Origin of the sequence: Levilactobacillus yonginensis, assembly GCF_003946265.1 — a bacterium.
Classification (GTDB): Bacteria; Bacillota; Bacilli; order Lactobacillales; family Lactobacillaceae; genus Levilactobacillus; species Levilactobacillus yonginensis.
Map to the genome: position 1 here is coordinate 16,729 of NZ_RHNO01000002.1, position 23,357 is coordinate 40,085.

Below are 23,357 nucleotides of genomic sequence, written 5' to 3' on the forward strand. Positions count from 1 at the left end.
AATAAAAATAGCCTGCCTACGCAGGCTATTACCGATCATTTATTTCTTGTTACCACTTTGTTTGTGAGCGGCCACTGCCAGTTCAGGGAACCAAATAGCAATTTCATGGTGGGCGTTTTCACGGCTGTCTGAGGTATGGATGATATTCCGCAGAATACCATCGGGATATTCGTGGGCAAAGTCGCCCCGAATTGTTCCTGGTTGGGCATCGTTGGTCCGGGTCTTACCAGCCAAGTTGTGGACCGCCTTTACCACGTCAGTCCCAGTTACAATGATAGCAACGAGTGGGCCCTCCTTCATGTAGGTTTCAATTTCATGGAAGTAGGGTTTCTCGACCTGCTCTCGATAGTGTTGTCTTAATTGTTCGTCAGTTGCATTGACAACCTTTAATGCAGAAATCTGGAATCGCTTACGTTCGAACCGAGAAATAATTTCACCAATATGACCTTCGGCAACGCCGTCGGGTTTAACTAATACTAAAGTCTTTTCAGAATTTGCCATGGTAGAAACCTCCTTGATTTTAGAACAACTCACAATTGCTCAGTGTCTAACAAGTTGTTACCCTAAATTGTAGAAGAAGCGGGGTCTGCCGTCAACTAAGTTCTGATAAAAAAAGCGCTAATCATTAAAAAATAATCAGCGCAATAATATTTAAGCGGGATCACCCATGATCATCCAGAGAATTAAATAGACAATTAGCCCTGGAAACATTGGCGTGATGGTTAAAACGACGAAAAGTAACCGAGCAACGCCAACGTTCCAGTCGAAGTGCTCCGCTAAGCCGCCAATTACCCCAGCAAATACTTGATTTGAACGGGAACGATGAATATTCTTCATACGAATACCTCCCTAGATTAGGACTGGAAATCAATCCGATTGAAGAAGTCAACGTGGACATCATCATCTGTGATTTCGAGTTTGGTGATACTGCCATTGATGGTCGGAATACCTTCGTCCAATTCTGGTGCAAATCGGTCAACAATCGACCGAATTGTCATCCCGTGAGAAACTACCAGGACGGATTCACCATCTTTGGTGTTGGCCCGGAGCTTATCAAAGCCACGGTCGAGTCGTTTCCAGAACATAGCATCGTCTTCAGCATCTTCATATAGATCAGCCTTCCGAATCAGGTCACGGGCCCGTTCAAGACCATACTTGCCTAGAATATCGGATTCAGAGGTCAAATTGACCTGGGCACCGACGAATTGCCACATTTGGTTGCCGTCATTACCTTCGAAATAGCCAAAGCATTGTTCCCGAAATTCAGGATACTGGTAGGAAACGATGTTGACGTTGTCTTGGTTTTGCCGTAAAGCTAACCGAGACGTTTCAATGGTTCGACCCGAATCACTGCTGTAGGCAGCTGCGAGTTTGACGTTACTGAGTTGTTTCCCCGCACGAACCGCATCCGCGCGGCCTTTTTCAGTTAGTGGTGAGTCAACCCAACCCTGAACCTTATTGTAGTGATTCAGCATGGTCTGACCGTGACGAACAAAATAAGCGGTAAACTTTTTCATAAATGAATGCCCCTTTTCGTTGACTCCATTATTGTTACGTCCTTAGTATAGCAAGCTCTATGAAAGAACGCGACGGTTTTACTCGATAAATTAAGGCCGGAAACAATTCCAGGTGATTTCAACAGTTATTTTTTCTAATGCGTGCTAAAGTAAAGGGCAATAGGAGATGATGCGTATGAGTACTGAAAGTAGTTATCGGTATACGGGAGAGCGATCCGTTGACCTCTCTCAGCTGGCAACCAAGGCTAGTCGGGTTCCTGAAGCTAGTGTCATCAACAATGCCATAGAGGCTAACGTGGCCGCGTTGAGTGACCTACAAAGTCGGCTTTACTCGCAACAGCAGGCGGGAGTCATCATTATTTTACAGGGAATGGATACAGCTGGTAAGGATGGCCTTATTCGCCACGTATTTAGCGGGTTGAATCCCGCTGGAACGAGCGTGGTAAGTTTTAAGCAACCGACCCATCTTCAATTAGACCATGATTTTTTATGGCGAATTAATCAGGAATTGCCAAGGCGAGGGGAGATTCGGGTATTTAACCGCTCACAGTATGAAGACGTTCTGATTAGCCGGGTTCATCCAGAAATTATTCTGGGTCAGAATCTTCCGGGAATTACGAAATTAGCAGATGTTGATGATCGGTTCTTTGCAAAACGCTATGGTGATTTGCGGAACTACGAAAAGTATTTGCGGCACCAAGGATTTGTGACGATTAAATTTTTCCTCCACCTGTCTAAGGAGGAACAGACCAAACGGTTTGAACGGCGAATCGAAATTCCTAGTAAGAATTGGAAGTTCTCGCCGAGTGATATGACCGAGCGGGCGTTTTGGCAGGACTATCAAATTGCCTATACCAAGATGCTGGAACATACGGCTACCAAGAAGCAACCATGGTACTTGATTCCCGCTGATGACAAGGCGGTTGCCCGGCTGATTGTTTCAAATATTTTAGTTGAACGATTGCGGGAATTAGATCCAAGTTACCCAGTCGTGAGTGCGTCCGAACAAGAAAAACTCAAAACAATCTTGAGGCAACTAAAAGAAGGAGAATTGTAATATACAATTAGCTATGTATCAGCTAATAGTCGCGAATTTAGATTGCTATAATTGTATATAGCAATCGTCCTTGATTTGCCCTCACCAGTCATAAAATGGTACAGTAGTTTCATTAATTAGTGAGGATTTAGCCTCAAGGAGGAAATAGAACATGACGGTGACGGTTGGTATTGATAAGATGGGCTTTTATACACCAGGCATGTATCTGGACATGACCGATTTGGCCCGTGCACGGCATGATGATCCTAACAAATACTTGATTGGGATTGGCCAGTCTAAGCAGGCAGTAATTCCACCAACCCAAGACGTTGTAACCATGGCTGCGAACGCTGCTAGTCAGTTCATGACACCGGAGATTAAGCAGAATATTGCGATGGTGTTGTTTGGAACTGAGTCCGGTATCGATAACTCTAAAGCGACTGCCGTTTATTTGGCGCATCTCTTGGATCTGCCACAAACGACTCGAGCGGTGGAAATTAAACAAGCCTGTTACGGCGCAACGGCGGGACTACAACTTGCGGCAGATTATGTCCGCGTTCATCCCGAAGCTAAGGTATTGGTCGTTGGTGCTGACATTGCCCGATACGGGTTACGAACGGCTGGTGAGGTCACGCAAGGTGGCGGGGCAGTTGCATTCTTAGTAACGGCCAATCCTCAGATTCTAGCGCTCGATGAAGTCAGCAGTTATCACACTGAAGACGTTATGGACTTCTGGCGGCCGGTTTATCGGACGGAGGCTTTGGTCGACGGTAAATATTCAACGAACGTTTACTTAGACTTCTTTAAGACGGTGTGGGCAGACTATCAACAGCAAACGTCTCGTAAAATTGCTGATTTTGATGCGTTTATTTTCCACATTCCGTTTACGAAGATGGGACGCAAGGGATTGCGGCAGATTCTGCCAGAAGCCACGCCAGATCATCAAGCTGAGCTGACCGCAGCTTTTGAAGCCAGTCAGGAAGACAATCGCAACGTTGGGAATTTGTATACTGGGTCTTTGTACTTAAGCTTTCTATCTCTTCTCCGGCACGGGGATTTAAGCGCAGGCAAGCAAATTGGTTTCTTTAGTTATGGTTCTGGTGCGGAGGGTGAATTCTTCAGTGGCAAGATTCAACCTGATTATCAGCAGGGCTACGACGAATCAGCTATCAGTCAACTACTGACCAAACGGCGGCGGGTTTCCGTAACTGAATATGAAGAAATTTTTAATCAACGCCTCGATACAGTTGGTAGTGATCAGCGATTGGCGCTTGACGAAGAGTCAGCCCAATACTATTTAGCTGGTCGTTTGAATGAGCAACGTCAATATAAAATTCAAAAATAAAAGGACGCCCATAAGGCGTCCTTTTCCATTTATTCAAATTCGTTCTTGGTAACGTAGCCATCTTTGAAGACGAGCACGGGTGATTGTCCTTTTAGACCAAGGGTCAATGAGTAACCCTTACCCAACGCTTTTTCTAGGGACTGACTGGTTTGCGTAAAGTTGCTGACAAACTTAGGCCATTTGGCTTGCTTGGCCTGACTTGGATCTTTTTCCAAAGCCTTAATGGTTTTAACTAGGTCCGAGTTCGTAATAGTCAAGACGTACGTTTTAGTTTTTTGATTAAACGTAACTGGTCCAAGCTTATGCAACGACTTGTTGAGTTCCTTCCGAACGGTTTCCTCATTTTGCGACCGGCTGGCCGTGCTACTGGATGAAGTGAAGGGGTGGCTAGAAGCTAGGCTAGCACGCTTGCTTGAAGTTTCAGTGCTCGAAGACTGGTGACTATTTGACCAGTAGGGTAGTTTCCAAATTGAGACACCCGTTAAGACTAACGCAATCGCTAAAACAATGGCTGACCCGATAGGTGAATCGTGGTGCTGGATGGCAGTAGCCATTGAGAAAATGGCAATGACTGCCAAAAAAATACCAAAAATAACAAAACCAAGAATCATAGGTGAATCCCCCCAAGTTACGTGTCTTAAGCTAAGTATAGCATGAAATAATTATTGTTTGAATGGTTGGCCGATCATTTGTGAAAAGTCGAATAATAAGGTGAGTAATCTTTTCTATTTGGAATAATGTGAATTATAACCGAATATTAATTTTAAATAGGTCGCCAACCGTTAACTTTTCCAGTATAATAGGGCTATTCAAGAGAGAAATGAGGAGATTAGTGTGACTAACGTATATTTAGCAGGACCATTCTTTGATGACGAACAGATTGCCCGCATCGAACGGGTGGAAAAAGCCTTAGCAGCTAACCCACGCGTAGCGAACGTCTTCAGCCCCCGGTTGAGTGAGATTCCTGGGCTAACCATGGGAACCCCTGAATGGGCCACACAGACCTTTGAAATGGATGTTCATCAAATTGACCAGGCCGACGTTGTCGTGGCTTTGGTAGACTTTGTGGGGGACCAGGTAGATTCTGGAACCGCCTTTGAAATTGGGTACGCCTTTCACAGCAAGAAACCAGTCGTCATTCTGCACGAAAAGGATACCATTCTGAACCTGATGATCGCTGAGGGCTTACACGCCTACTTACGAGAAGCAGAATCATTAGCTGCCTATGATTTCTCCACGTTGCCTGAGAGTCATTATTCAGGAAAAGTTATCTAGGATTGTCGGTTAAGTATAATAGGTGACATTAAAAAATGAGGCCGAGATATTATATCTCGGCCTCATTTTTTTAAATAAATTAGTGAACGTCATCACGGAAGAGGCCAACGACTCGGCCCAAAATGCTAACATGATTTAAGATAATTGGCGCCATTGTGTCATTCTCGGGTTGTAGCCGGAAATGATCGGCTTCCTTAAAGAATCGTTTGCAGGTTGCTTCATTATCTTCAGTCATAGCAATGACGATGTCACCGTTGTCAGCTGACTGTTGCCGACGAACGATCACTTGATCACCATTTAAGATACCGATGTTGATCATACTTTCGCCACGAATCGTCAACATAAACAATTGATCGTCATCATTTTCAAATTCTGGGGGAACTGGGAAGTAATCAGTTGCTTCCTGAACGGCCAGAATTGGTTCTCCGGCCGTAACCGTTCCTAAAACGGGAATCTTAGTCTGTTGTTCGTGAACACCCAGTTCTTCCAAACCCGCAGCCGTGACTTCCAATGCCCGGGGCTTCGTTGGATCTTTAGTCAAGAGACCCTTCTTTTCCAGACGGGCGATGTGACCGTGGACCGTAGAGGTCGAAGAGAGAGCTACGGCTTCACCAATTTCGCGGACAGTTGGTGGATATCCTTTTTCATTGACCCGTTCCCAGATGAAACGAAGAACGGCCATTTGTTTGCTTTCTGATGCTTTACTCATAGTTGCTGCCACCTCGTTCGTCATTCGATTTATAGTTTAGTTAGAGTGTAGCATAGGTAGCGAACATTTTCAAACAGATGTTCGGTTGAATCAGTTGAAATCTGAAAATAACCCTGATATGATAGGTCATGGCTTGAAAACAAGCGGTACGACCCGCTACAATGGGTCAAGTAAATAAAGGAGGTTTGTTCATGGCAGAACCAACGATGGACACCTTATTAGTCCGGATTAATGAACTCGCCCACAAAGCGAAAGGCGAAGGGCTTACGCCTGCTGAAACGGCAGAGCGGGCCAAGTTACGTAAACAGTATCTTAAACTGTTTAGAGCAAGCTTTAAGAGCCAGGTTGAAATGATGCAAGTCTACAACGACCAAGGCGAAGAAGTGACCCCTGAAAAAGTTCGAGAAGTTCAACGGAAAAAGGGTTTACGGGACGATTAATTAGGAAAGCGACTCCCAATTAGGGATTCGCTCTTTTAATTTGCGTTAAATTTGTGTAAAATTGTGTATTGAATGACGTTTCGAAGAAGGAGGGGAATCGATTTGCACACTTGGATATGGATCTTAATCCTCATTGTGGTCGCTTTGGCCAGTGCTGCCGCAGGTTTCTACGGCGCCCGTAAGTACATGGAAAACTACTTGAAGAAGAATCCACCGATCAACGAAGATCAATTACGAGCAATGATGTTACAAATGGGGCAAAAGCCTTCACAACGTAAGTTACATCAAATGATGAATGCGATGCAACAAAACGCGAACAAAAAGTAAGGGTTGCCTTACTTCCTAGACTCATCACCGTTTTCAACGGGGTGAGTCTTTTTTGTTGTATTTTATGAAAATATCTGTAAACTATATTAGTCTGTGCTATATTTTAATCGTATTCTAATTTTTAAGGAGGGATGTTCGTGAGTATTTTTAAGAAACTTGCCTGGTACTTTCGCCTAGAGTGGCGGCGTTACCTGATGGGCGTGCTCGGCCTATTATTGACGGCCATCATTGCAATCGTACCCCCCAGAATCATCGGGAACATGGTGGACGGCATTCACGGGCAGACCATGACGGGCCGGCTGCTCATGATCGACTTACTATGGGTCACAGTAGCGGCGCTCGCCCAGTACGGTACCCGATATATTTGGCGAAATGCTATTTGGGGCGGTGCTGCACGGCTTGAACAGCTACTGCGAGATCGGCTATTTGGTCATTTCATGAAGATGGACCGCGTTTTCTACCAAAAGTATCGGACCGGGGATCTCATGGCACACGCGACCAACGACTTGGAAGCCATTCAACGGGTTGCTGGTGGCGGAATTCTCCAATTTGCGGATGCCATCATTACCGGTGGGACCACGTTGATTGCCATGATGACATTGATCGACTGGCGGTTGACACTGCTAGCCATCGTCCCATTTCCGTTCTTAGCCCTGATTTCATGGTATCTGGGTCAGAAGATTCACCGGGCCTTTGGCGCCTCTCAGGCAGCCTTTTCTCGCTTGAACAATAAGGCGCAAGAAAGTATCAGTGGTATCAAGGTCATCAAGGCTCTGGGCCAAGAAGATGCTGACGTCGCGGACTTTGATTCTCAGGTTGATCGGACCATTCAAATCAATCGGCGCGTCAACCGGCTGGATTCACTATTTGATCCCGCCATTACGCTGGTGATCTCATTGTCCTACGTGGCAACTATTGTTTTAGGTGGTCTCTTTGTGAACCATCAAATCATCACGATTGGGAACTTGGTGTCATTCATCAGTTACCTGGCTATGATGGTTTGGCCAATGTTTGCCGTCGGGATGCTGTTCAACACGATGGAACGGGGGAACGCCAGTTATGACCGGGTCATGGAGCTGTTGAATCAGCGGACCCACATCATTGATAAGTCTAATGGCTTACAACAACGGCCTACGGGGGCACTCAGTTATCATGTAAATCGGTTTGACTACCCCGATGACGCTGGTGCCAGCTTGAAACAGATTGATTTCGAGTTACCCGCCGGCCACACGTTAGGAATCGTTGGTCGGGTTGGTGCTGGGAAGTCAACGATCATGAAGTTGATTCTACGGGAGTTTGATACGTACACCGGTGAAATTGACTTTGGGGGTCACCCCATTAAGGATTACGCGCTGGATAGTTATCTGCCAGCCATCGGGTACGTGCCACAAGAAAGCTTCCTATTTTCTTCGAACATTTTCGAGAATATTCGGTTTGCCCAACCAGATGCCACGCAGGAACAGGTGGAAGCCGCGGCTGCCAAGAGCGACTTGGCTGGCCAAATCAGCAAGTTACCCGCTGGCTACGATACTGAGGTCGGTGAAGAGGGAATTTCACTGTCCGGTGGGCAACGGCAACGGTTAGCCATTGCCCGGGCATTGTTGATCAATCCCGAGTTACTGATTTTGGATGACGCCTTGTCAGCTGTCGATGCTGAAACGGAAGCCGAAATTCTGGCCAACCTGAAGGCTGAACGGGCCAACAAGACGACGATTATTTCTGCTCACCGGTTGAGCTCCGTCATGAACGCCGATGAGATTCTGGTCTTAGACCACGGTGCCGTCGTTGAACGGGGGACTCACGCTGAGTTGATGGCCACCCACGGTTGGTATCAACGGATGTTCGTCCAACAACAATTAGAGACGCAAGTGAAGGGAGGCGTTAGCGATGGCAGATAATCAACATCAATCCGCGTGGGCGCACAGCATGTCCACCAAAGAGCAGTTGACGGTCATCAAACGGTTGTTTAAGTTTGCCGCCCCATATAAGTGGTTCTTCATTGGTTCAGTTGTCCTGTCGGCAGTGATCAGTGCCGTTAACGTTTTCCTGCCGTGGCTCCTCCAGGTCTACATGGACCGGTACCTGCGGACGGATAACGCTACGGTGGCCATCATGTGGATGTTTGCTGGCCTTTACCTGATGGGGATGGTTTTCAAAGCCCTCTTCCAATTCTGGCAAAATTACACCAGTACGATGGGTGCCGAGTACATGCTGGAAAATGTCCGACGGAAGCTTTTTAAGGACCTTCATGGTAAGGGGATGCGCTACTTTGATCAGACACCGGGAGGGTCAATTCTATCTCGGTTGATGAACGATACCATGACCTTCTCTAACTTCTGGGCACTGTTTAACACCCTGGTGCTGGCGTTATTTGCGGTGATTTCTTCTTTCATCGCGATGTACGCTACGGACGTAAAGGTAGCCTTGTGGACGCTGGTACTTGTTCCGTTCTTAGCGTTGACTATCTGGTACTACCAACGGTTCAGTTCAAAGGTTTACCGGCGAATGCGGGAACGGTTGAGTGAGCTGAACACTAAGCTGGCAGAAGCCATTACGGGAATCAGTGTCATTCAAGAGTTCCGCCAGGAAAAGCGGACGGCTGGTAATTTCAAAAAGACCAACCAAGCCTATTACGGTACGCGACGTGACATGATTCGAACTAACTCGTTACTGTTGAGTCCCATCATTAATTTGTTCTACGCGCTCGGCACGGTAATTGTGTTGGGGATGTTCGGGATTCGGGGGCTACACGAAGTCGTGGCTGCCGGGGTGATTTACGCATTTATTACGTACCTGAACAACTTTTACAGTCCCATGAGCAATATGATGGATAACCTGAGTGATTTTCAAAATGGGATGGTCGCCGGTTCCCGGGTCTTGCGAATCTTAGACGACCAAACCCTTGCGCCACAACAACATCCCGTGGCTGATGCTAAAATTACCGAGGGAAAAGTGGAATTTCGTCACGTGACCTTTGCTTATGATCAAGAACACCCAGTTCTCCGTGACGTTTCTTTCGTGGCGGAACCTGGCCAGACGGTGGCCCTGGTTGGGCAAACGGGTTCTGGGAAGACTTCCACGATTAACGTGTTAATGCGGTTCTATGAATTTCAAGCTGGTGAAGTCTTAATCGATGATCGAGACATTCGCGACTATCCTGCGGAAGAATTGCGGTCAAAATTGGGACTGGTTCTACAGGAACCACAACTTTTTTACGGGGACATTCAAACCAATATCCGAATGTTTAATCCAAACATTTCGGACGAACAGGTTGAACGCGCGGCACACTTTGTACAGGCGGATGACTTCATTGATCAGTTACCGAAAGGCTACGAAACACCCGTTTTGGAACGGGGGACTGAATACTCTGCGGGTCAACGGCAATTGATTACCTTTGCCCGGACAGTGGTTACTGATCCTAAGATTTTAATCCTGGACGAAGCAACCGCCAACGTGGATACTGAAACCGAAACGATGATTCAAAATGGGTTAGACCGGATTCAAGAAAACCGGACCACTATTGCGATTGCCCACCGGCTATCCACGATTCAGAACGCTGATTTGATTTTAGTTCTGAACCAAGGAAAAATTGTTGAACGAGGCAATAACGATGAGCTGATGGCCAAGCACGGTTACTACTATGATATGATTCAACTGCAGAATTCAGCGCACGTTGAGTAATAGTTAACTGATTAGTGAATGGTAGCATCACCACAATAAGGGGATTTAGGGCGACACAAGCTATAAAAATTTCAGCCACAAAAAACCGCGACACCTTCCAATCGGAAAGTGTCGCGCTTTTTAAATGGTTTAGTGTTCTTTGGTTTCCTTCTCAGCCTTTTTCTCACCAGTCACGTCGACGTAGTGAAAGTTAGGATCGATCTGTTGATCAAGTTGGTTGAAGGCGTCTTGCATCTGTCGTTCAACGGACGCTTGACCTTCATCATCTAGCTTAAGTTTACGGTCAATCGTGATGGGGTCACCGAATGCCACCGTGACCCGTTTTCTGGAGAACAATCGCTTAAAGGTCAGTGGTCCCTGGTAAACGGCTGGCACTAAGGGGACCTTGGCCATCTTAGCGATTACCGCGGCCCCAGCCTTGAGTTCCTGAGAATGCCGTGAACCGGAAGGGAAGATGATCAATGAAATATCTCCCTGGCGGAGCATTCGGACCGGTGTTTTAATGGCTGAAGGTCCTGGATGTTCACGATTTACTGGAAAACCATTGACATGGTGGAGTAGCCATCGGAAAATGGAACCTTGAAAGAGTTCTTCCTTTGCCATGAAACCGAACTTACGGGGACTGGCCGCCAACGCAAAGTAGACGGGATCAAACCAGGTTCGGTGAGGACCCACCAAGATGTAAGGACCCTCTGGTAACTTTTCACGGTTGAGGTATTTGGCCTTGCCGTTCACAATGAACAGAATGACGCGAATGACGTTCCGCAGAAACGAATAAAACATGTGTCTTGCTCCTCTCGCAGTGACTCTATTGCATCTAGTATGCAAAAAAATGGTCTGGGTTGCAAGCAATCTCTGTAAAAATTGAAAGAAGGTAGCGTTCCGTGTCCACCCCTGAATTACGAGCTGATGAACGAATTGACCAGCTATATAGCCAAGATATCCAAATTATTCAAAGTCCTGAAGTCTTTGCTTTCTCCCTCGATGCCGTTTTGCTGGCGGATTTTGCTAAGCTACCGGTCCGTGCTACTAGTCAGACCGTTGATCTGTGTGCTGGCAACGGGGCCGTCGGTTTATTTATGAGCCATCAAACCCACGGACAGATTGCCGAGGTGGAAATTCAACCGCGGTTGGCTGATATGGCGCGGCGAAGCATTGCCTTAAACCAGTTAACGCAACAGATGACCGTTTACGAGGGCGATTTAGCCGGCGTTAACCAGTGGATTCCCAAGGATTCGGTTGACGTCGTGACCTGTAATCCACCATATTTTGAAGATCTACCGGATAGTCAGAAGAATCCGAACCAATACCTGGCCATTGCGCGACATGAAATTACGACCAACCTAGCGACTATCGTCCAGACTGCCAGTGGGCTACTCAAGATGAATGGGAAGGCTTATTTTGTTCATCGGCCGGACCGGTTACTGCAATTATTGCAGTTGATGAGTGCGAATCGTCTGGCGCCCAAACGAATTCGACTTGTTCATCCGAAGCCAGGCAAGGAGGCCAACATGGTCTTAGTCGAGGCAATCAAGGATGGTAAGCCGGGGGGCGTCCGCTTCCCAGCACCCATTACGGTTTATGATGCCCAAGGCCATTACACACCGGAAGTGGGGGCGTTGCTCTATGGTAACCGATAAATTTTACTACTTTTATGTCCTGCTCTGTGAGGACAACTCGCTCTACGGTGGGTTTACCACGGACGTGGCCAAACGGTTTGCCACGCACGTTGCGGGTAAGGGAGCCAAATACACCCGCGTTCATCGCCCCTTAAAGGTCCTCTACAGTGAACAATTTACGACTAAACACGATGCCTTACATGCTGAGTGGGCTTTCAAGCATCAGAGTCGGCAAAAGAAGTTGGCTTACTTAGCCGCGCATAACGTAAGCGTTTGACTAGGCAATTATTTAACCGCCATGGTATGCTAGGAGGGTGCAACAAAAAAGGGTCCTAGACTCAGCTATCTAAGGAGGAACTTACTGTGAAAATTATTGCTTATGGCATCCGTGACGATGAACGACCTTACTTGGACGAATGGTCCGAAGAACAGGGCATTGCGGTCAAGGCAGTCGGGGATTTATTGGACGAAACGACTGTCGGTCTTGCTAAGGGCTATGACGGGGCAGTGGTTTATCAACAAAAGCCGTACACTGCGGCAGTTTTGGATCAACTAGCAGCTAACGGTGTCACCAACTTATCTCTGCGTAACGTGGGAGTCGATAACGTTGATGCTGATGCGGTGAAACGTAACGGGTTCAAGGTAACCAATGTGCCTGCGTATTCACCGGCAGCCATTGCGGAATTGACAGTGACCCAGCTGATGCGCTTACTACGACGGACACCAACTTTTGACCGTAAGCAGGCGCAGGGTGATTTGACCTGGGCCCCGGATATTGCCGATGAGTTGAACACCATGACGGTTGGTATCGTGGCTACAGGGCGAATCGGTCGGGCAGCCATGCAAATCTATCGGGGGTTTGGTGCCAAGGTGATTGCGTACGACGTCTTCCATAATCCTGAGCTAGAAAAGCAGGGGATTTACGTGGACACGCTGGACGATTTATATGCGCAGGCCGACGTGATTTCTCTGCACGCACCCGCCACCAAAGAAAATGATAAGATGCTGAATGACGAAGCCTTCAGTAAGATGAAGGATGGTGTCTGGATTTTGAACCCTGCGCGGGGAGCCTTGATCGATACCGATGCGTTGATTCGGGCGCTAGACAGTGGCAAAGTGGCCGGGGCTGCTTTGGACGTCTACGAAGATGAAGTCGGTATTTTTAACACCGATTTCGGCAGTTTTGACGCGATTCCTGATGAACGGTTGAAAAACCTGCTGAAGCGGGAAAACGTGCTGGTAACGCCGCACGTGGCGTTCTACACCCGGACTGCTGTGAAGAACATGGTGCAATTTGCCTTAAATAACAACAAGCAGTTAATTGAAACGGGTACGGCTGAGAATGAAGTGGCCTTTTAAGGCTTTGAGAATTTGCTGGTAGCTTTTTTTGTCTTACCGGCCGCCATCACTGATAATTAGATTTAAGAAATAGAAACAGGCCTGAGATTTTTCTCAGGCCTGTTTGAGTTAGTCAGGTGTAAGGCAGTTGTCAGTGAAACTGACTGGCCAATATGACCTGAACTGGTTCGAGATACTTTATATTGCTAAAATTATGAGCGTCGACTGGTCCTTTTAAGGTTAGACGAATTGCTCGAAACTAGAGTAATTATGTTGTAGCCCTTGTTAAGCGCGCAACTTGATGAATGGGTTAACAGGCCATCGGTGAAGCTGCTGAGGCAGTTTCAATTTACGTGATAAGCCGAATTCCGCTGCATTAATACGCAATTTAAGCGGAGGTGGCCAGGGACGGGGCCGGAGCGCGACCAAGTTAGTGCATTTAATAGCAAACAAAAAACGGCCTCCCCAATAAATTGAGAAAGTCGCGTTAATTAAGTTTCCTAAAATTCAGGAACGGCACTCAATGCCAGTAATAAATCTTGTAACTCAGAGGCGTTGCCCACCGTTTGGTCAGGAATCCACTCGCCATCTGGAATTTCCAGGTTGCGGTGATTGAACCAAAAGGCATGCCAGCCGGCCTTCTTAGCGGCTTTGACATCCATACTGTAGCAATCACCGACGTAGGCCACTTCGCTAGCCCGCAGACCTAAACGGCGGTTCATCATGGTGAAAATTTGAGGATCGGGTTTTTCCACGCCAGCATCCTCTGAAGTGAGGATGGCTTCACGGTCGATCCAACGGTGCATCTGCAACCGCATGACCTTTGCCAATTGGTGTTGCGTTTTACCATTGGTAATGATCCCTAATTGAAATTGGGAGTGGAGGCGGTCAAGGGCCGTCTTTAATCCAGGGAAGAGTTCAATGTGATTCAGGCCATGGGTGTAAGCTTGCTCAAAATCTAACGCTTGAGCCGTGGTCACGCCAGGTAAGTTTTGTTGCTGGAGCGCGATATTTAACCGGTTAACGGCCATTTCCTCACGTGACCAGCGACCACTGGAGACCTCGGCGTAGGCTTGCATGCTTTGTTGCCGATAGGACTGAAAAATTGGGTCTAGATCATAGTCAGCTGGTAACTGTAGCTGTGTCCGCAAAGCCGCTACAAACGGGGCTTTTTGGTCATAGAGCGTGTCATCGACATCGAAGACGACCGCTTTTATCATGTTCGTTCCTCCTCATGTAAGTCCTAAGCAGTTTACCACAACTAGCTTTTTTTTCCAATTTAATGCAAAACTTTCACGATTTTCCTTGTGTTAGGGCCCGCGATTTTGTATAATAACTTTCGGTGCGTATGCGCCAATTCACACCTTGCGTGATGACCGGAGGGGTGCTCGCTAGCGAGTTCTCTGGTCAAATGAGCGTGGGGGAGGAAATCAAAAACTATTTGGAGGCATTTTATCATGGCTGTTATTTCAATGAAACAACTGCTCGAAGCCGGTGTCCACTTTGGTCACCAAACCCGTCGTTGGAACCCTAAGATGAAGCAATACATCTTCACGGAACGTAACGGTATCTACATCATCGACTTGCAAAAGACGGTGAAGTTGATCGACGCTGCTTACAACTACATGAAGGACGAAGCTGCTAAAGGCGCCGTTGTTCTGTTCGTTGGTACGAAGAAGCAAGCTCAAGATTCTATCGAAGAAGAAGCTACCCGTGCTGGTCAATACTACGTTAACCACCGTTGGTTAGGTGGGACTTTGACTAACTGGGAAACCATCCAAACTCGGATCAAGCGTCTTAAGTCCTTGAAGAAGATGGCTACTGACGGTACTTTTGATGTTCTTCCTAAGAAGGAAGTTTCCTTACTTAAGAAGTCTCAAGACAAGTTGGAACGTTTCTTAGGTGGTATCGAAGACATGCCTAAGCTGCCTGACGTTATGTTTATCGTTGACCCTCGCAAGGAACAAATCGCTGTTCACGAAGCACAAAAGTTGAACATTCCGATCGTTGCCATGGTTGATACGAACACTGACCCAGACGAAATTGACGTGGTTATCCCATCTAACGATGACGCTATCCGTGCCGTTCGTCTGATCACTTCTAAGATGGCTGACGCTATCGTTGAAGGCCGTCAGGGTGAAGACCAAGTTAACGAAAAGACCTTTGAAGGCCAAAAGTCTGATGCCGCTAAGGGCGACAAGAAGACCACTGACAACTCAATGGAAAGCATCGTTAACGCTGTCGAAGGCGACAACAAGTAATTAAATGCAAGGTAGCGGGTTAACTGCTACTTTCCAAATATAGATTTAAAGCACCTTAGGCTGGCTTAATGTTTAGGACCGATAATGGCCTGAGATTGAGTCAGTCTTTTTTGGTGAATTAGATGAAATGACAAAAGGAGGCCATTACACATGGCAAGCAAAATCACTGCGGCACAAGTAAAAGAATTACGGGACAAGACCCAAGTTGGGATGATGGATGCTAAGAAGGCTCTGGTTGCTTCTGAAGGCGACATGGACAAAGCCATCGACTTCTTACGTGAAAAAGGTATCGCTAAGGCTAAGAAGAAGAGCGGCAACGTTGCTGCTAACGGTTTGGCTCGGGTGAAGGTTGACGGTAACACCGCTGCTATCATCGAAGTGAACTCAGAAACTGACTTCGTTGCAACCAACGACACCTTCAACGGTTTAGTTGATTTAGTTGCTGACACGATTGCTGCAAAGCAACCAGCTGACTTAGATGCTGCTTTAGCTTTACCAACGGCTGATGGGTCAACCATCAACGAAGAAATCGTTAAGACGACGCAAGTTACGAGTGAAAACGTCCAATTACGTCGTTTCGCTATCGAAAAGAAGACCGACAGCCAAGTATTTGGTTCATACTTACACCAAGGTGGCCAAATCGCTGCATTGGTTGTCTTAGAAGGCGCTGATGAAGCAACTGCTAAGGATGTTGCGATGCACGTTGCTGCTATCAACCCTGAATTCGTTTCTCGCGATGACATTCCTGCTGACCGTTTAGCTCACGAACGCGAAGTTTTGAAGCAAGAAGCCTTGAACGAAGGCAAGCCTGAAAAGATCGTTGAAAAGATGGTCGAAGGCCGTTTACACAAGTTCTTGTCAGAAATCAGCTTAGCTGACCAACCATTCGTTAAAGATGGCGACCAAACTGTTAGCCAATTTGTTGCTAGCAAGGGCGGTAAGTTAGTCAAGTTCGTTCGTTACGAAGTTGGTGAAGGAATCGAAAAGCCAACGGTTGACTTGGCTAAAGAAGTTCAAGACCAAATCAACGGTTAATTTTTTGAAGAAAAGCGTAGATTCCGCTCGGAAACTACGCTTTTTTGTTAGCTTCCGTGTGGTTAGCCAGTCTGTGATTGGCTAACGGCGACCCACATTTCAGAAATACAGCAAGAATTGTAAGGAAAATGGGTAATTCATCACCCGTGACTATCACTAGCCCTGGGTTTATGATAGAATTATTGTCAGAATACAATAGGAGGAAACACAATGGCGGACGTAAAGTATAAACGGATTATGCTGAAGCTCAGCGGCGAAGCTTTAGCCGGTGATAAGGGATTTGGCATTAATCCGCCAGTAATTAAAACCGTAGCGGAAGAGGTCAAGGATGTTTATAATTTGGGCATCCAAATCGCTATTGTGGTTGGTGGTGGAAACATGTGGCGTGGCGTGTCTGGTGAACAGATGGGCATGGAACGGGCCCAAGCCGACTACATTGGCATGTTAGCAACCATCATGAACGCGTTAGCACTCCAAGATAATTTGGAATCAATCGGAGTCCCAACGCGGGTTCAAACTTCTATCGAAATGCGTCAGATTGCAGAACCTTACATCCGGCGTAAGGCCATTCGTCACTTGGAAAAGGAACGGGTCGTTATCTTTGCCGGGGGAACCGGTAGCCCTTACTTCTCCACGGATACGACGGCAGCACTGCGAGCAGCTGAAATCAACGCCGATGCCATCTTGATGGCTAAGAACGGGGTCGATGGTATCTACTCAGCTGATCCTAACAAGGATCCCGATGCTGTTAAGTTTGACCAACTGACACAACTAGACATTATCAACAAGGGCTTACACGTGATGGACACGACGGCAAGCTCACTTTCAATGGACAATGATATCCCATTCGTCGTTTTCAACCTGAACAAGCAAGGTAATATTCGCAAGGTTGTTGAGGGCGAAAATATCGGGACAACAGTAAGGGGTAAATAATATGGCAGATCAGATAATTACAACTGCAGAGGATAAAATGAAGAAGGCCGAAGAAGCCCTGAAACGTGAATTGGGGACGATTCGTGCCGGCCGGGCCAACGCCAGTATCTTGAACCGGGTCATGGTCAACTACTACGGCGCGCAAACGCCATTGAATCAAGTGGCTGCCATTACGATTCCAGAACCACGGATCTTAATGGTAACGCCTTACGACAAGTCTGCTTTGGAAGACATCGAGAAGGGTATCATGGAATCCGATGTCGGCATTACACCAGCTAATGACGGAACGGCTATTCGTTTGGTCATCCCACAATTAACCGAAGAACGGCGTAAGGAAATTGCCAAGACGGTTAAGTCTAAGGCTGAAGAAGGCAAAGTCGCTGTCAGAAATGTTCGGCGTGATGCAATGGACGCTGTTAAGAAGGGCCATAAGAATGGCGACTATACTGATGACGACCTGCACAACCTGGAAGATCAAGTTCAGAAGGTTACCGACAAGGCCATCAAGGGCGTTGACGCAATCGCCGCTGACAAGGAAAAAGAAGTTTTAACTGACTAAAACCAACTGAGAAGGAGCGCTTAAAAATGGCAGAAGAAAACGAAAACAACCAAGACAACATGGAAATCACCCCAGGTTCTAAGGAATTTGGGAAAATGGTCTTTCGGCTGAACAACGCGGTTAATGCTGAAAATGTTTCAGTATTGAACTACAACGGTGCCGAACTTGAACAAATTCAGGAAGGCGTATACGCCCAACCCGCTTTTGTGAGTGATGATTTCAACTTGTTCTTTGTCATTACGCAATTGATCGGTGATGACTGGATTATTTCTTTCTCCAAGGCAACCATCGAAAATGGCAACGAAATTACCGATTTGGGCGACCCATTACCAACTGGGGAAGGCCTGAATCTCTTGGGTGAAGTTAGCGCCGACGATGCTAACAACCTGTTGAGCTACTTTGGCACTTTAGTTGATGCCAAGCGTGGTGAATGGCGGTTAATTGAGTAAGCCGGTCAAAAAACTAAATTTTTGCTCAATTTAGGGGCCGGGATAGTTTCCCGGTCCTTTTTTTGTTATGATGAGAGGTTGTAAAGACCAATGGAGGTGCGCCGTGTTTTCTTTTTTAAATAAGGATCAAACTACAGGTGAAGTTGAAGAACGGCAATTAGATGAGACCAATATTCCCGCTCACGTTGCCATTATTATGGATGGTAATGGTCGTTGGGCTCAGCAACGCCATTTACCGCGAATTGCGGGTCACAAACAGGGCATGAATACTGTTAAAACGGTGGCAATGGCTGCTAGTAATCTTGGGGTCAAAGTCTTGACCTTGTACGCTTTTTCTACTGAAAATTGGAAACGGCCGTCAGCAGAAGTTAATTATCTGATGAAGTTGCCCGTCGACTTCTTTGGGACGTTCGTGCCTGATTTGGTGAAAAATAATATCCGCGTCAAAGTCATGGGGTACACTGATCAGTTGCCAGCGGCAACGCAAAAGGCGGTCAACGATGCGATTGCGGATACCAAAGATTGTACCGGAATGGTGTTGAACTTTGCCTTAAATTATGGCGGGCGTGCTGAGATTGTCACGGCTGTTCAAAAGCTGGCTGAACAGGTGCAAACTGGTCAGTTGACTGCCACTGATATTGATGATGACGCCATCGACCGAGAATTGATGACGGCTGATTTGGGCGAACTACGGGACCCCGATCTTTTGATTCGGACGAGTGGTGAAGAACGACTCTCTAATTTCATGCTCTGGCAGGTGGCCTACAGTGAGTTTGTCTTCACCCAGCAACACTGGCCAGATTTTGATCAAACGGCGTTAGAACAAGCAATTTATGAGTATCAACAGCGTCACCGTCGTTTTGGTGGGTTAGCCACCGACAACACGAAATAAAATTGAATTGAGGAGCTTGTGAAATGAGACAACGGGTTATTACAGCAGTTGTTGCGTTGATTATCTTTATTCCCATTATCATTGCTGGGGGTATCTGGGTAGATATCGCGGCCGTTGCTTTAGGGTTAGTAGCACTTTCTGAAGTGCTGATCATGCGGAAGAAACTTTTGGTCAGTCCAGAGGCTTGGATTTCTGGAATTGGGATCATTGCGGTGATTGCCCCCACGAGTTGGTGGGATTGGTTACCCAGTTATTTAAATCCTTGGTACATCGTTTACCTATTTGTCCTGCTATTATTGTTGCGGACGGTGGTTTCCAAGAACCGGTTCTCATTCGACGATGCCGGCGTGATTACCTTGAGCATGTTATACATCGGAATTGGGTTCCACTTCTTTATTGAAGCTAGAGGCGTTGGCTTGGTGGCCTTATTGTACGCGCTCTTCATTGTTTGGACGACGGACTCTGGTGCCTACATGATTGGACGTAAGATTGGGAAAAATAAATTAGCGCCCCACATCAGCCCTAACAAGACCTGGGAAGGCTCAATTGGTGGGACGCTGGTCGCAACCATCGTTGGAACCATCTTCTGGTACTTCTACCCAATTGGGAACTTTAACTTGGGAATCATGATTTTATTGACGCTGATTTTCTCCGTTACCGGTCAGTTTGGCGACCTGGTTGAGTCTGCTTTGAAACGGTATTACGGTGTTAAGGATTCGGGTAAGATTTTACCTGGACATGGTGGTATTTTGGATCGGTTCGATAGTTTATTGTTAGTTCTTCCCGTCATTCACCTCTTTGGGTTGATCTAAGTCTAGCTGTTCGCTTGCGTCTCAGCGGGTCGTTAAGGTATGCTAGGGAGCAGGTAAAAAACAACGAACAGTACTTGAAGAAGGGACGACATCTGTGATTACGACGATTATTACCTTTATCATTGTTTTTGGGATCTTGGTAATCGTGCATGAGTTTGGGCACTTTTACTTTGCCAAGCGAGGCGGCATCCTGGTCCGGGAGTTCTCTATCGGAATGGGTCCCAAACTGGTCTATCACCGGGGGAAGGACGGCACGACGTATACGTTGCGCCTCTTACCAGTCGGTGGGTACGTCCGCATGGCGGGTGCTGAAGACGACGAAGAAGAATTAAAACCTGGGACGCCCGTTAGCCTCTATGTAGGGGATGACGAGAAAGTCCAACGCATTAACACGAGTAAAAAATCAACGTTATTCAACGGGATTCCGTTGGAAGTAACGGGCACTGATTTGGAGAATGAACTCTGGATCGAGGGCTACGAAAACGGTGATGAATCCGAAGTCAAACGCTATCCGGTGGCTCACGATGCCACGATTATTGAAAGTGATGGCACGGAACTCCAAATTGCGCCGAAAGACGTTCAATTTCAATCCGCTTCTTTAGGCCGGCGACTGATGACCAACTTTGCCGGACCAATGAACAACATCTTTCTGGCCATCGTTGCCTACATGTTGATGGCCTTCGTGCAGGGTGGTGTGCCAATGGGGACTAACCAGGTCACAGTGGCAAGTTCACCGGTCTCAGTGGCTCAAAAAGCCGGTATTAAGACCAATGACAAGATTATGGCCGTGGATGGCAAGAGGACCAGCAGCTGGACGGATCTGAGTACCGCTATTCAGCCCCGAGCCAACAAGAAGACAACGTTAACGATCAAGCGTGGATCAGCAACGAAACAAATCGTGTTGAAACCAGCTGGTCAAAAGTCCAACGGGAAGACCGTCGGGATGATTGGAATCACCCAGGCGCAGAATAAGCACGTAGGGGCGATCTTGGCTTCCGGCTTTACGCAGACTTGGACGATGACCAAGACGTTGCTAGGTGCGCTCTGGAGTATGGTTTCCGGCCACTTTAGCTTGAACGACTTAGGTGGTCCCGTGGCCATCTTCGCGACGACCTCTCAGGCTACTAAGTTTGGGATGGTCGGGGTGCTGAACTTCCTGGCATTCCTGTCGATCAACTTGGCAATTGTCAATTTAATCCCAATTCCAGCCTTAGATGGTGGTAAAATATTATTAAACATAATTGAGGCCATCCGGCGCAAACCTCTTTCAGAAAACGTGGAAGCAGGGATTACGCTGGTTGGGGTGGGGTTCTTAGTTCTACTGATGTTGTTAGTCACGTGGAACGATATTGAACGCTTCTTCATTCATTAACAGAATTAAGACGTCACTAGAAGGGAATATTTGCTATGAAACAATCACAACTACTCATTCCGACACTGAAAGAAGTGCCCAATGATGCAGAAGCTCTCAGCCATCAAATGATGCTGCGGGCCGGGTACGTTCGTCAGGTTACGGCCGGAATGTACGCTTACTTGCCACTCGCTTACCGCGTGTTGACGAACATTGAAACGATCATCCGTGAGGAAATGGAAAAGGTTGGGGCCGTTGAAATGTTGATGCCCGCCGTTTTACCAGCTTCACTCTGGAAGGAATCCGGTCGTTACGACACTTACGGTGACAACTTATTCAAGTTTAAGAATCGACACGACAGCGACTTTATCCTCGCACCAACGCATGAAGAAACCTTCACGATGCTGGTTCGTGACTCAATTAAGTCATACAAGAAGCTGCCCCTAGTGATGTACCAGATTCAACCTAAGTACCGGGATGAAGATCGTCCGCGTTACGGGTTACTCCGTGGCCGCGAATTCATCATGAAGGATGCCTACTCTTTCTCAATCAACAACGAAGACTTGGACCGAATCTACAGTCAAATGGAACAAGCTTACCAAAACATTTTCGATCGGATCGGTTTAAACTACCGTGGTATCGTGGGTGATGGTGGTGCCATGGGGGGATCAGATTCCAAGGAATTCTCTGCCATTGCCCCAATTGGGGAAGACACCATTGTCTACTCCGATTCCTCGGACTATGCGGCTAACTTGGAAATGGCCAAGAGCCTCTTCATCAGTAAGAAGTCTCACGCACCATTGGGCGATTTGGAAAAAATCGAAACGCCGGGCGCACACACGATTGATGAAGTTGCCGAATTCTTGGACGTTAAACCATCAACTTTGGTCAAAAGTATGTTGTACGTAGCTGATGAACAGCCTGTCATGGTATTGATGCGTGGTGATCACCAAGTCAATGAAACCAAGCTCAAGAACTTCTTGGACGCTGATTTCTTAGACCCAGCAACGCCAGAACAAGCCCAACAGTTCTTAGGAGCCAACTTTGGTTCCTTGGGTCCCGTTGGTGTTAGCGAAGACGTGAAGATCTTAGCCGACCAATACGTGGGTGACATGGTCAACATCGTCGTTGGTGCCGATGAAGACGAGCATCACTACATCAACGCCAACGTCGACCGGGACTTCCGGGTCGATGCCTACGGTGATTTCCGTGATGTTCAGCCGGGTGACTTGTCGCCAGATGGGTCCGGTGTCCTGAAGTTTACTAAGGGAATTGAAATCGGGCACATCTTCAAGTTGGGGACGCGTTACTCTGATTCCTTAGGTGCAACGGTTCTTGACGAAGGTGGCCGGCAGAAGCCTGTCATCATGGGCTGTTACGGAATCGGTGTGAGTCGGTTGCTCTCCGCCGTTGCTGAACAACAAGCCGATGAAAATGGGCTGGTTTGGCCTCGTAACATTGCGCCATTCGACATTCACCTGGTTCCAGTCAACCTGAAGAAGGAAGACCAAGCCAGTCTGACTGAAGAATTGGAAACGCAGTTAACGGCCAAAGGGTACCGGGTCTTGACTGATGACCGGAAAGAACGGCCAGGGGTTAAGTTTGCTGATTCCGATTTAATGGGGATTCCTGTCCGCATTACCATCGGTAAGAAGGCCGGCGAAGGTATCGTTGAAATTAAGATTCGTAAGACCGGTGAAACGGTCGAAGTCATTAAAGACGAAGTTGCCAGTACCGTTGAGATTCTTTTCAAAGATATTGACTAAGTTTACCGTAAA

Annotated in this window: 26 protein-coding genes; 19 read left to right on the plus strand and 7 right to left on the minus strand. The window is 47.1% G+C overall.

What is annotated here, in order from left to right:
- Positions 1–39: 39 nt before the first annotated feature.
- From ndk to EKM87_RS01340, 3 genes are all read right to left on the minus strand, one after another.
- The gene (ndk, locus tag EKM87_RS01330) at positions 40–501 is read right to left on the minus strand and encodes a nucleoside-diphosphate kinase (RefSeq protein ID WP_125681048.1); all 462 of its coding nucleotides are present in this window, start codon (positions 499–501) and stop codon (positions 40–42) included.
- Positions 502–651: 150 nt separating this feature from the next.
- Positions 652–837, minus strand: coding sequence for a PspC domain-containing protein (locus EKM87_RS01335; protein ID WP_125681050.1), 186 nt, complete (start codon positions 835–837; stop codon positions 652–654).
- A gap of 17 nt (positions 838–854) precedes the next feature.
- Positions 855–1,517 carry a histidine phosphatase family protein gene (locus tag EKM87_RS01340; RefSeq protein WP_125681051.1) on the minus strand — a complete coding sequence of 221 codons (663 nt, stop codon included), beginning with the start codon at positions 1,515–1,517 and terminating at the stop codon, positions 855–857.
- 175 nt (positions 1,518–1,692) lie between these two features.
- Here EKM87_RS01340 and EKM87_RS01345 point away from each other — a divergent pair, with 175 nt between their 5' ends.
- Both EKM87_RS01345 and EKM87_RS01350 read left to right on the plus strand, forming a co-directional pair.
- Positions 1,693–2,574, plus strand: a complete 882-nt coding sequence (locus EKM87_RS01345) for a PPK2 family polyphosphate kinase (RefSeq protein ID WP_125681053.1) — start codon at positions 1,693–1,695, stop codon at positions 2,572–2,574.
- A gap of 151 nt (positions 2,575–2,725) precedes the next feature.
- Positions 2,726–3,898 (plus strand): hydroxymethylglutaryl-CoA synthase, encoded by a 1,173-nt coding sequence (locus EKM87_RS01350; RefSeq protein ID WP_191988549.1) that lies wholly within the window; start codon positions 2,726–2,728, stop codon positions 3,896–3,898.
- Positions 3,899–3,927: 29 nt separating this feature from the next.
- Here EKM87_RS01350 and EKM87_RS01355 read toward each other — a convergent pair whose 3' ends face one another.
- On the minus strand, positions 3,928–4,509 hold the full coding sequence (locus EKM87_RS01355) for a cation diffusion facilitator family transporter (RefSeq protein ID WP_125681055.1): 582 nt from the start codon (positions 4,507–4,509) through the stop codon (positions 3,928–3,930).
- Between the two features lie 223 nt (positions 4,510–4,732).
- Here EKM87_RS01355 and EKM87_RS01360 point away from each other — a divergent pair, with 223 nt between their 5' ends.
- Positions 4,733–5,173, plus strand: a complete 441-nt coding sequence (locus EKM87_RS01360) for a nucleoside 2-deoxyribosyltransferase (RefSeq protein ID WP_125681057.1) — start codon at positions 4,733–4,735, stop codon at positions 5,171–5,173.
- Positions 5,174–5,252: 79 nt separating this feature from the next.
- Here the strand turns inward: EKM87_RS01360 and lexA are convergent, their stop codons facing one another.
- Entirely contained in the window at positions 5,253–5,882 is a 630-nt protein-coding gene (lexA, locus tag EKM87_RS01365) for a transcriptional repressor LexA (protein ID WP_125681059.1), read from the minus strand.
- Between the two features lie 191 nt (positions 5,883–6,073).
- On the opposite strand from lexA, the gene EKM87_RS01370 reads away from it, so the two are divergent.
- The 4 genes from EKM87_RS01370 to EKM87_RS01385 all read left to right on the plus strand — a co-directional run bounded on the left by EKM87_RS01370 (position 6,074) and on the right by EKM87_RS01385 (position 10,330).
- Positions 6,074–6,322 carry a DUF896 domain-containing protein gene (locus EKM87_RS01370; protein ID WP_125681061.1) on the plus strand — a complete coding sequence of 83 codons (249 nt, stop codon included), beginning with the start codon at positions 6,074–6,076 and terminating at the stop codon, positions 6,320–6,322.
- 102 nt (positions 6,323–6,424) lie between these two features.
- Entirely contained in the window at positions 6,425–6,649 is a 225-nt protein-coding gene (locus EKM87_RS01375; RefSeq protein WP_125681063.1) for a YneF family protein, read from the plus strand.
- 137 nt (positions 6,650–6,786) lie between these two features.
- Entirely contained in the window at positions 6,787–8,547 is a 1,761-nt protein-coding gene (locus EKM87_RS01380; RefSeq protein ID WP_125681065.1) for an ABC transporter ATP-binding protein, read from the plus strand.
- Complete coding sequence (locus EKM87_RS01385; RefSeq protein WP_125681067.1) at positions 8,537–10,330, plus strand: ABC transporter ATP-binding protein; 1,794 nt, start codon at positions 8,537–8,539, stop codon at positions 10,328–10,330. The genes EKM87_RS01380 and EKM87_RS01385 overlap by 11 nt, the downstream gene beginning before the upstream one ends.
- 129 nt (positions 10,331–10,459) lie before the next feature.
- Here the strand turns inward: EKM87_RS01385 and EKM87_RS01390 are convergent, their stop codons facing one another.
- Complete coding sequence (locus EKM87_RS01390) at positions 10,460–11,113, minus strand: lysophospholipid acyltransferase family protein (protein ID WP_125681069.1); 654 nt, start codon at positions 11,111–11,113, stop codon at positions 10,460–10,462.
- Positions 11,114–11,214: 101 nt separating this feature from the next.
- On the opposite strand from EKM87_RS01390, the gene EKM87_RS01395 reads away from it, so the two are divergent.
- The 3 genes from EKM87_RS01395 to EKM87_RS01405 all read left to right on the plus strand — a co-directional run bounded on the left by EKM87_RS01395 (position 11,215) and on the right by EKM87_RS01405 (position 13,308).
- Positions 11,215–11,970 carry a tRNA1(Val) (adenine(37)-N6)-methyltransferase gene (locus EKM87_RS01395; RefSeq protein WP_125681071.1) on the plus strand — a complete coding sequence of 252 codons (756 nt, stop codon included), beginning with the start codon at positions 11,215–11,217 and terminating at the stop codon, positions 11,968–11,970.
- A complete protein-coding gene (locus EKM87_RS01400; RefSeq protein ID WP_125681073.1) occupies positions 11,957–12,226 on the plus strand; it encodes a GIY-YIG nuclease family protein in 270 nt (89 codons plus the stop codon). The genes EKM87_RS01395 and EKM87_RS01400 overlap by 14 nt, the downstream gene beginning before the upstream one ends.
- Before the next feature lie 86 nt (positions 12,227–12,312).
- Complete coding sequence (locus EKM87_RS01405) at positions 12,313–13,308, plus strand: D-2-hydroxyacid dehydrogenase (protein WP_125681075.1); 996 nt, start codon at positions 12,313–12,315, stop codon at positions 13,306–13,308.
- A gap of 479 nt (positions 13,309–13,787) precedes the next feature.
- Here the strand turns inward: EKM87_RS01405 and EKM87_RS01410 are convergent, their stop codons facing one another.
- A complete protein-coding gene (locus EKM87_RS01410) occupies positions 13,788–14,507 on the minus strand; it encodes an HAD family hydrolase (RefSeq protein ID WP_125681077.1) in 720 nt (239 codons plus the stop codon).
- A 237-nt stretch (positions 14,508–14,744) separates the two neighbouring features.
- Between EKM87_RS01410 and rpsB the strand changes: the two genes are divergently transcribed.
- From rpsB to EKM87_RS01455, 9 genes are all read left to right on the plus strand, one after another.
- A complete protein-coding gene (rpsB, locus tag EKM87_RS01415) occupies positions 14,745–15,548 on the plus strand; it encodes a 30S ribosomal protein S2 (RefSeq protein ID WP_125681079.1) in 804 nt (267 codons plus the stop codon).
- 150 nt (positions 15,549–15,698) lie between these two features.
- On the plus strand, positions 15,699–16,583 hold the full coding sequence (gene tsf, locus EKM87_RS01420) for a translation elongation factor Ts (protein ID WP_125681081.1): 885 nt from the start codon (positions 15,699–15,701) through the stop codon (positions 16,581–16,583).
- Positions 16,584–16,793: 210 nt separating this feature from the next.
- Complete coding sequence (pyrH, locus tag EKM87_RS01425) at positions 16,794–17,516, plus strand: UMP kinase (RefSeq protein ID WP_125681083.1); 723 nt, start codon at positions 16,794–16,796, stop codon at positions 17,514–17,516.
- A gap of 1 nt (position 17,517) precedes the next feature.
- Positions 17,518–18,075 carry a ribosome recycling factor gene (gene frr / locus EKM87_RS01430; protein ID WP_125681085.1) on the plus strand — a complete coding sequence of 186 codons (558 nt, stop codon included), beginning with the start codon at positions 17,518–17,520 and terminating at the stop codon, positions 18,073–18,075.
- A 26-nt stretch (positions 18,076–18,101) separates the two neighbouring features.
- Complete coding sequence (locus EKM87_RS01435) at positions 18,102–18,524, plus strand: hypothetical protein (RefSeq protein ID WP_125681087.1); 423 nt, start codon at positions 18,102–18,104, stop codon at positions 18,522–18,524.
- Positions 18,525–18,627: 103 nt separating this feature from the next.
- The gene (locus EKM87_RS01440; RefSeq protein ID WP_225428373.1) at positions 18,628–19,416 is read left to right on the plus strand and encodes an isoprenyl transferase; all 789 of its coding nucleotides are present in this window, start codon (positions 18,628–18,630) and stop codon (positions 19,414–19,416) included.
- Positions 19,417–19,439: 23 nt separating this feature from the next.
- The gene (locus tag EKM87_RS01445) at positions 19,440–20,228 is read left to right on the plus strand and encodes a phosphatidate cytidylyltransferase (protein WP_125681091.1); all 789 of its coding nucleotides are present in this window, start codon (positions 19,440–19,442) and stop codon (positions 20,226–20,228) included.
- A 94-nt stretch (positions 20,229–20,322) separates the two neighbouring features.
- On the plus strand, positions 20,323–21,600 hold the full coding sequence (gene rseP / locus EKM87_RS01450) for an RIP metalloprotease RseP (RefSeq protein WP_125681093.1): 1,278 nt from the start codon (positions 20,323–20,325) through the stop codon (positions 21,598–21,600).
- Between the two features lie 35 nt (positions 21,601–21,635).
- Positions 21,636–23,345: a proline--tRNA ligase gene (locus EKM87_RS01455; protein WP_125681095.1), complete on the plus strand. Its 1,710-nt coding sequence runs from the start codon at positions 21,636–21,638 to the stop codon at positions 23,343–23,345.
- The last annotated feature ends 12 nt before the right edge of the window (positions 23,346–23,357 follow it).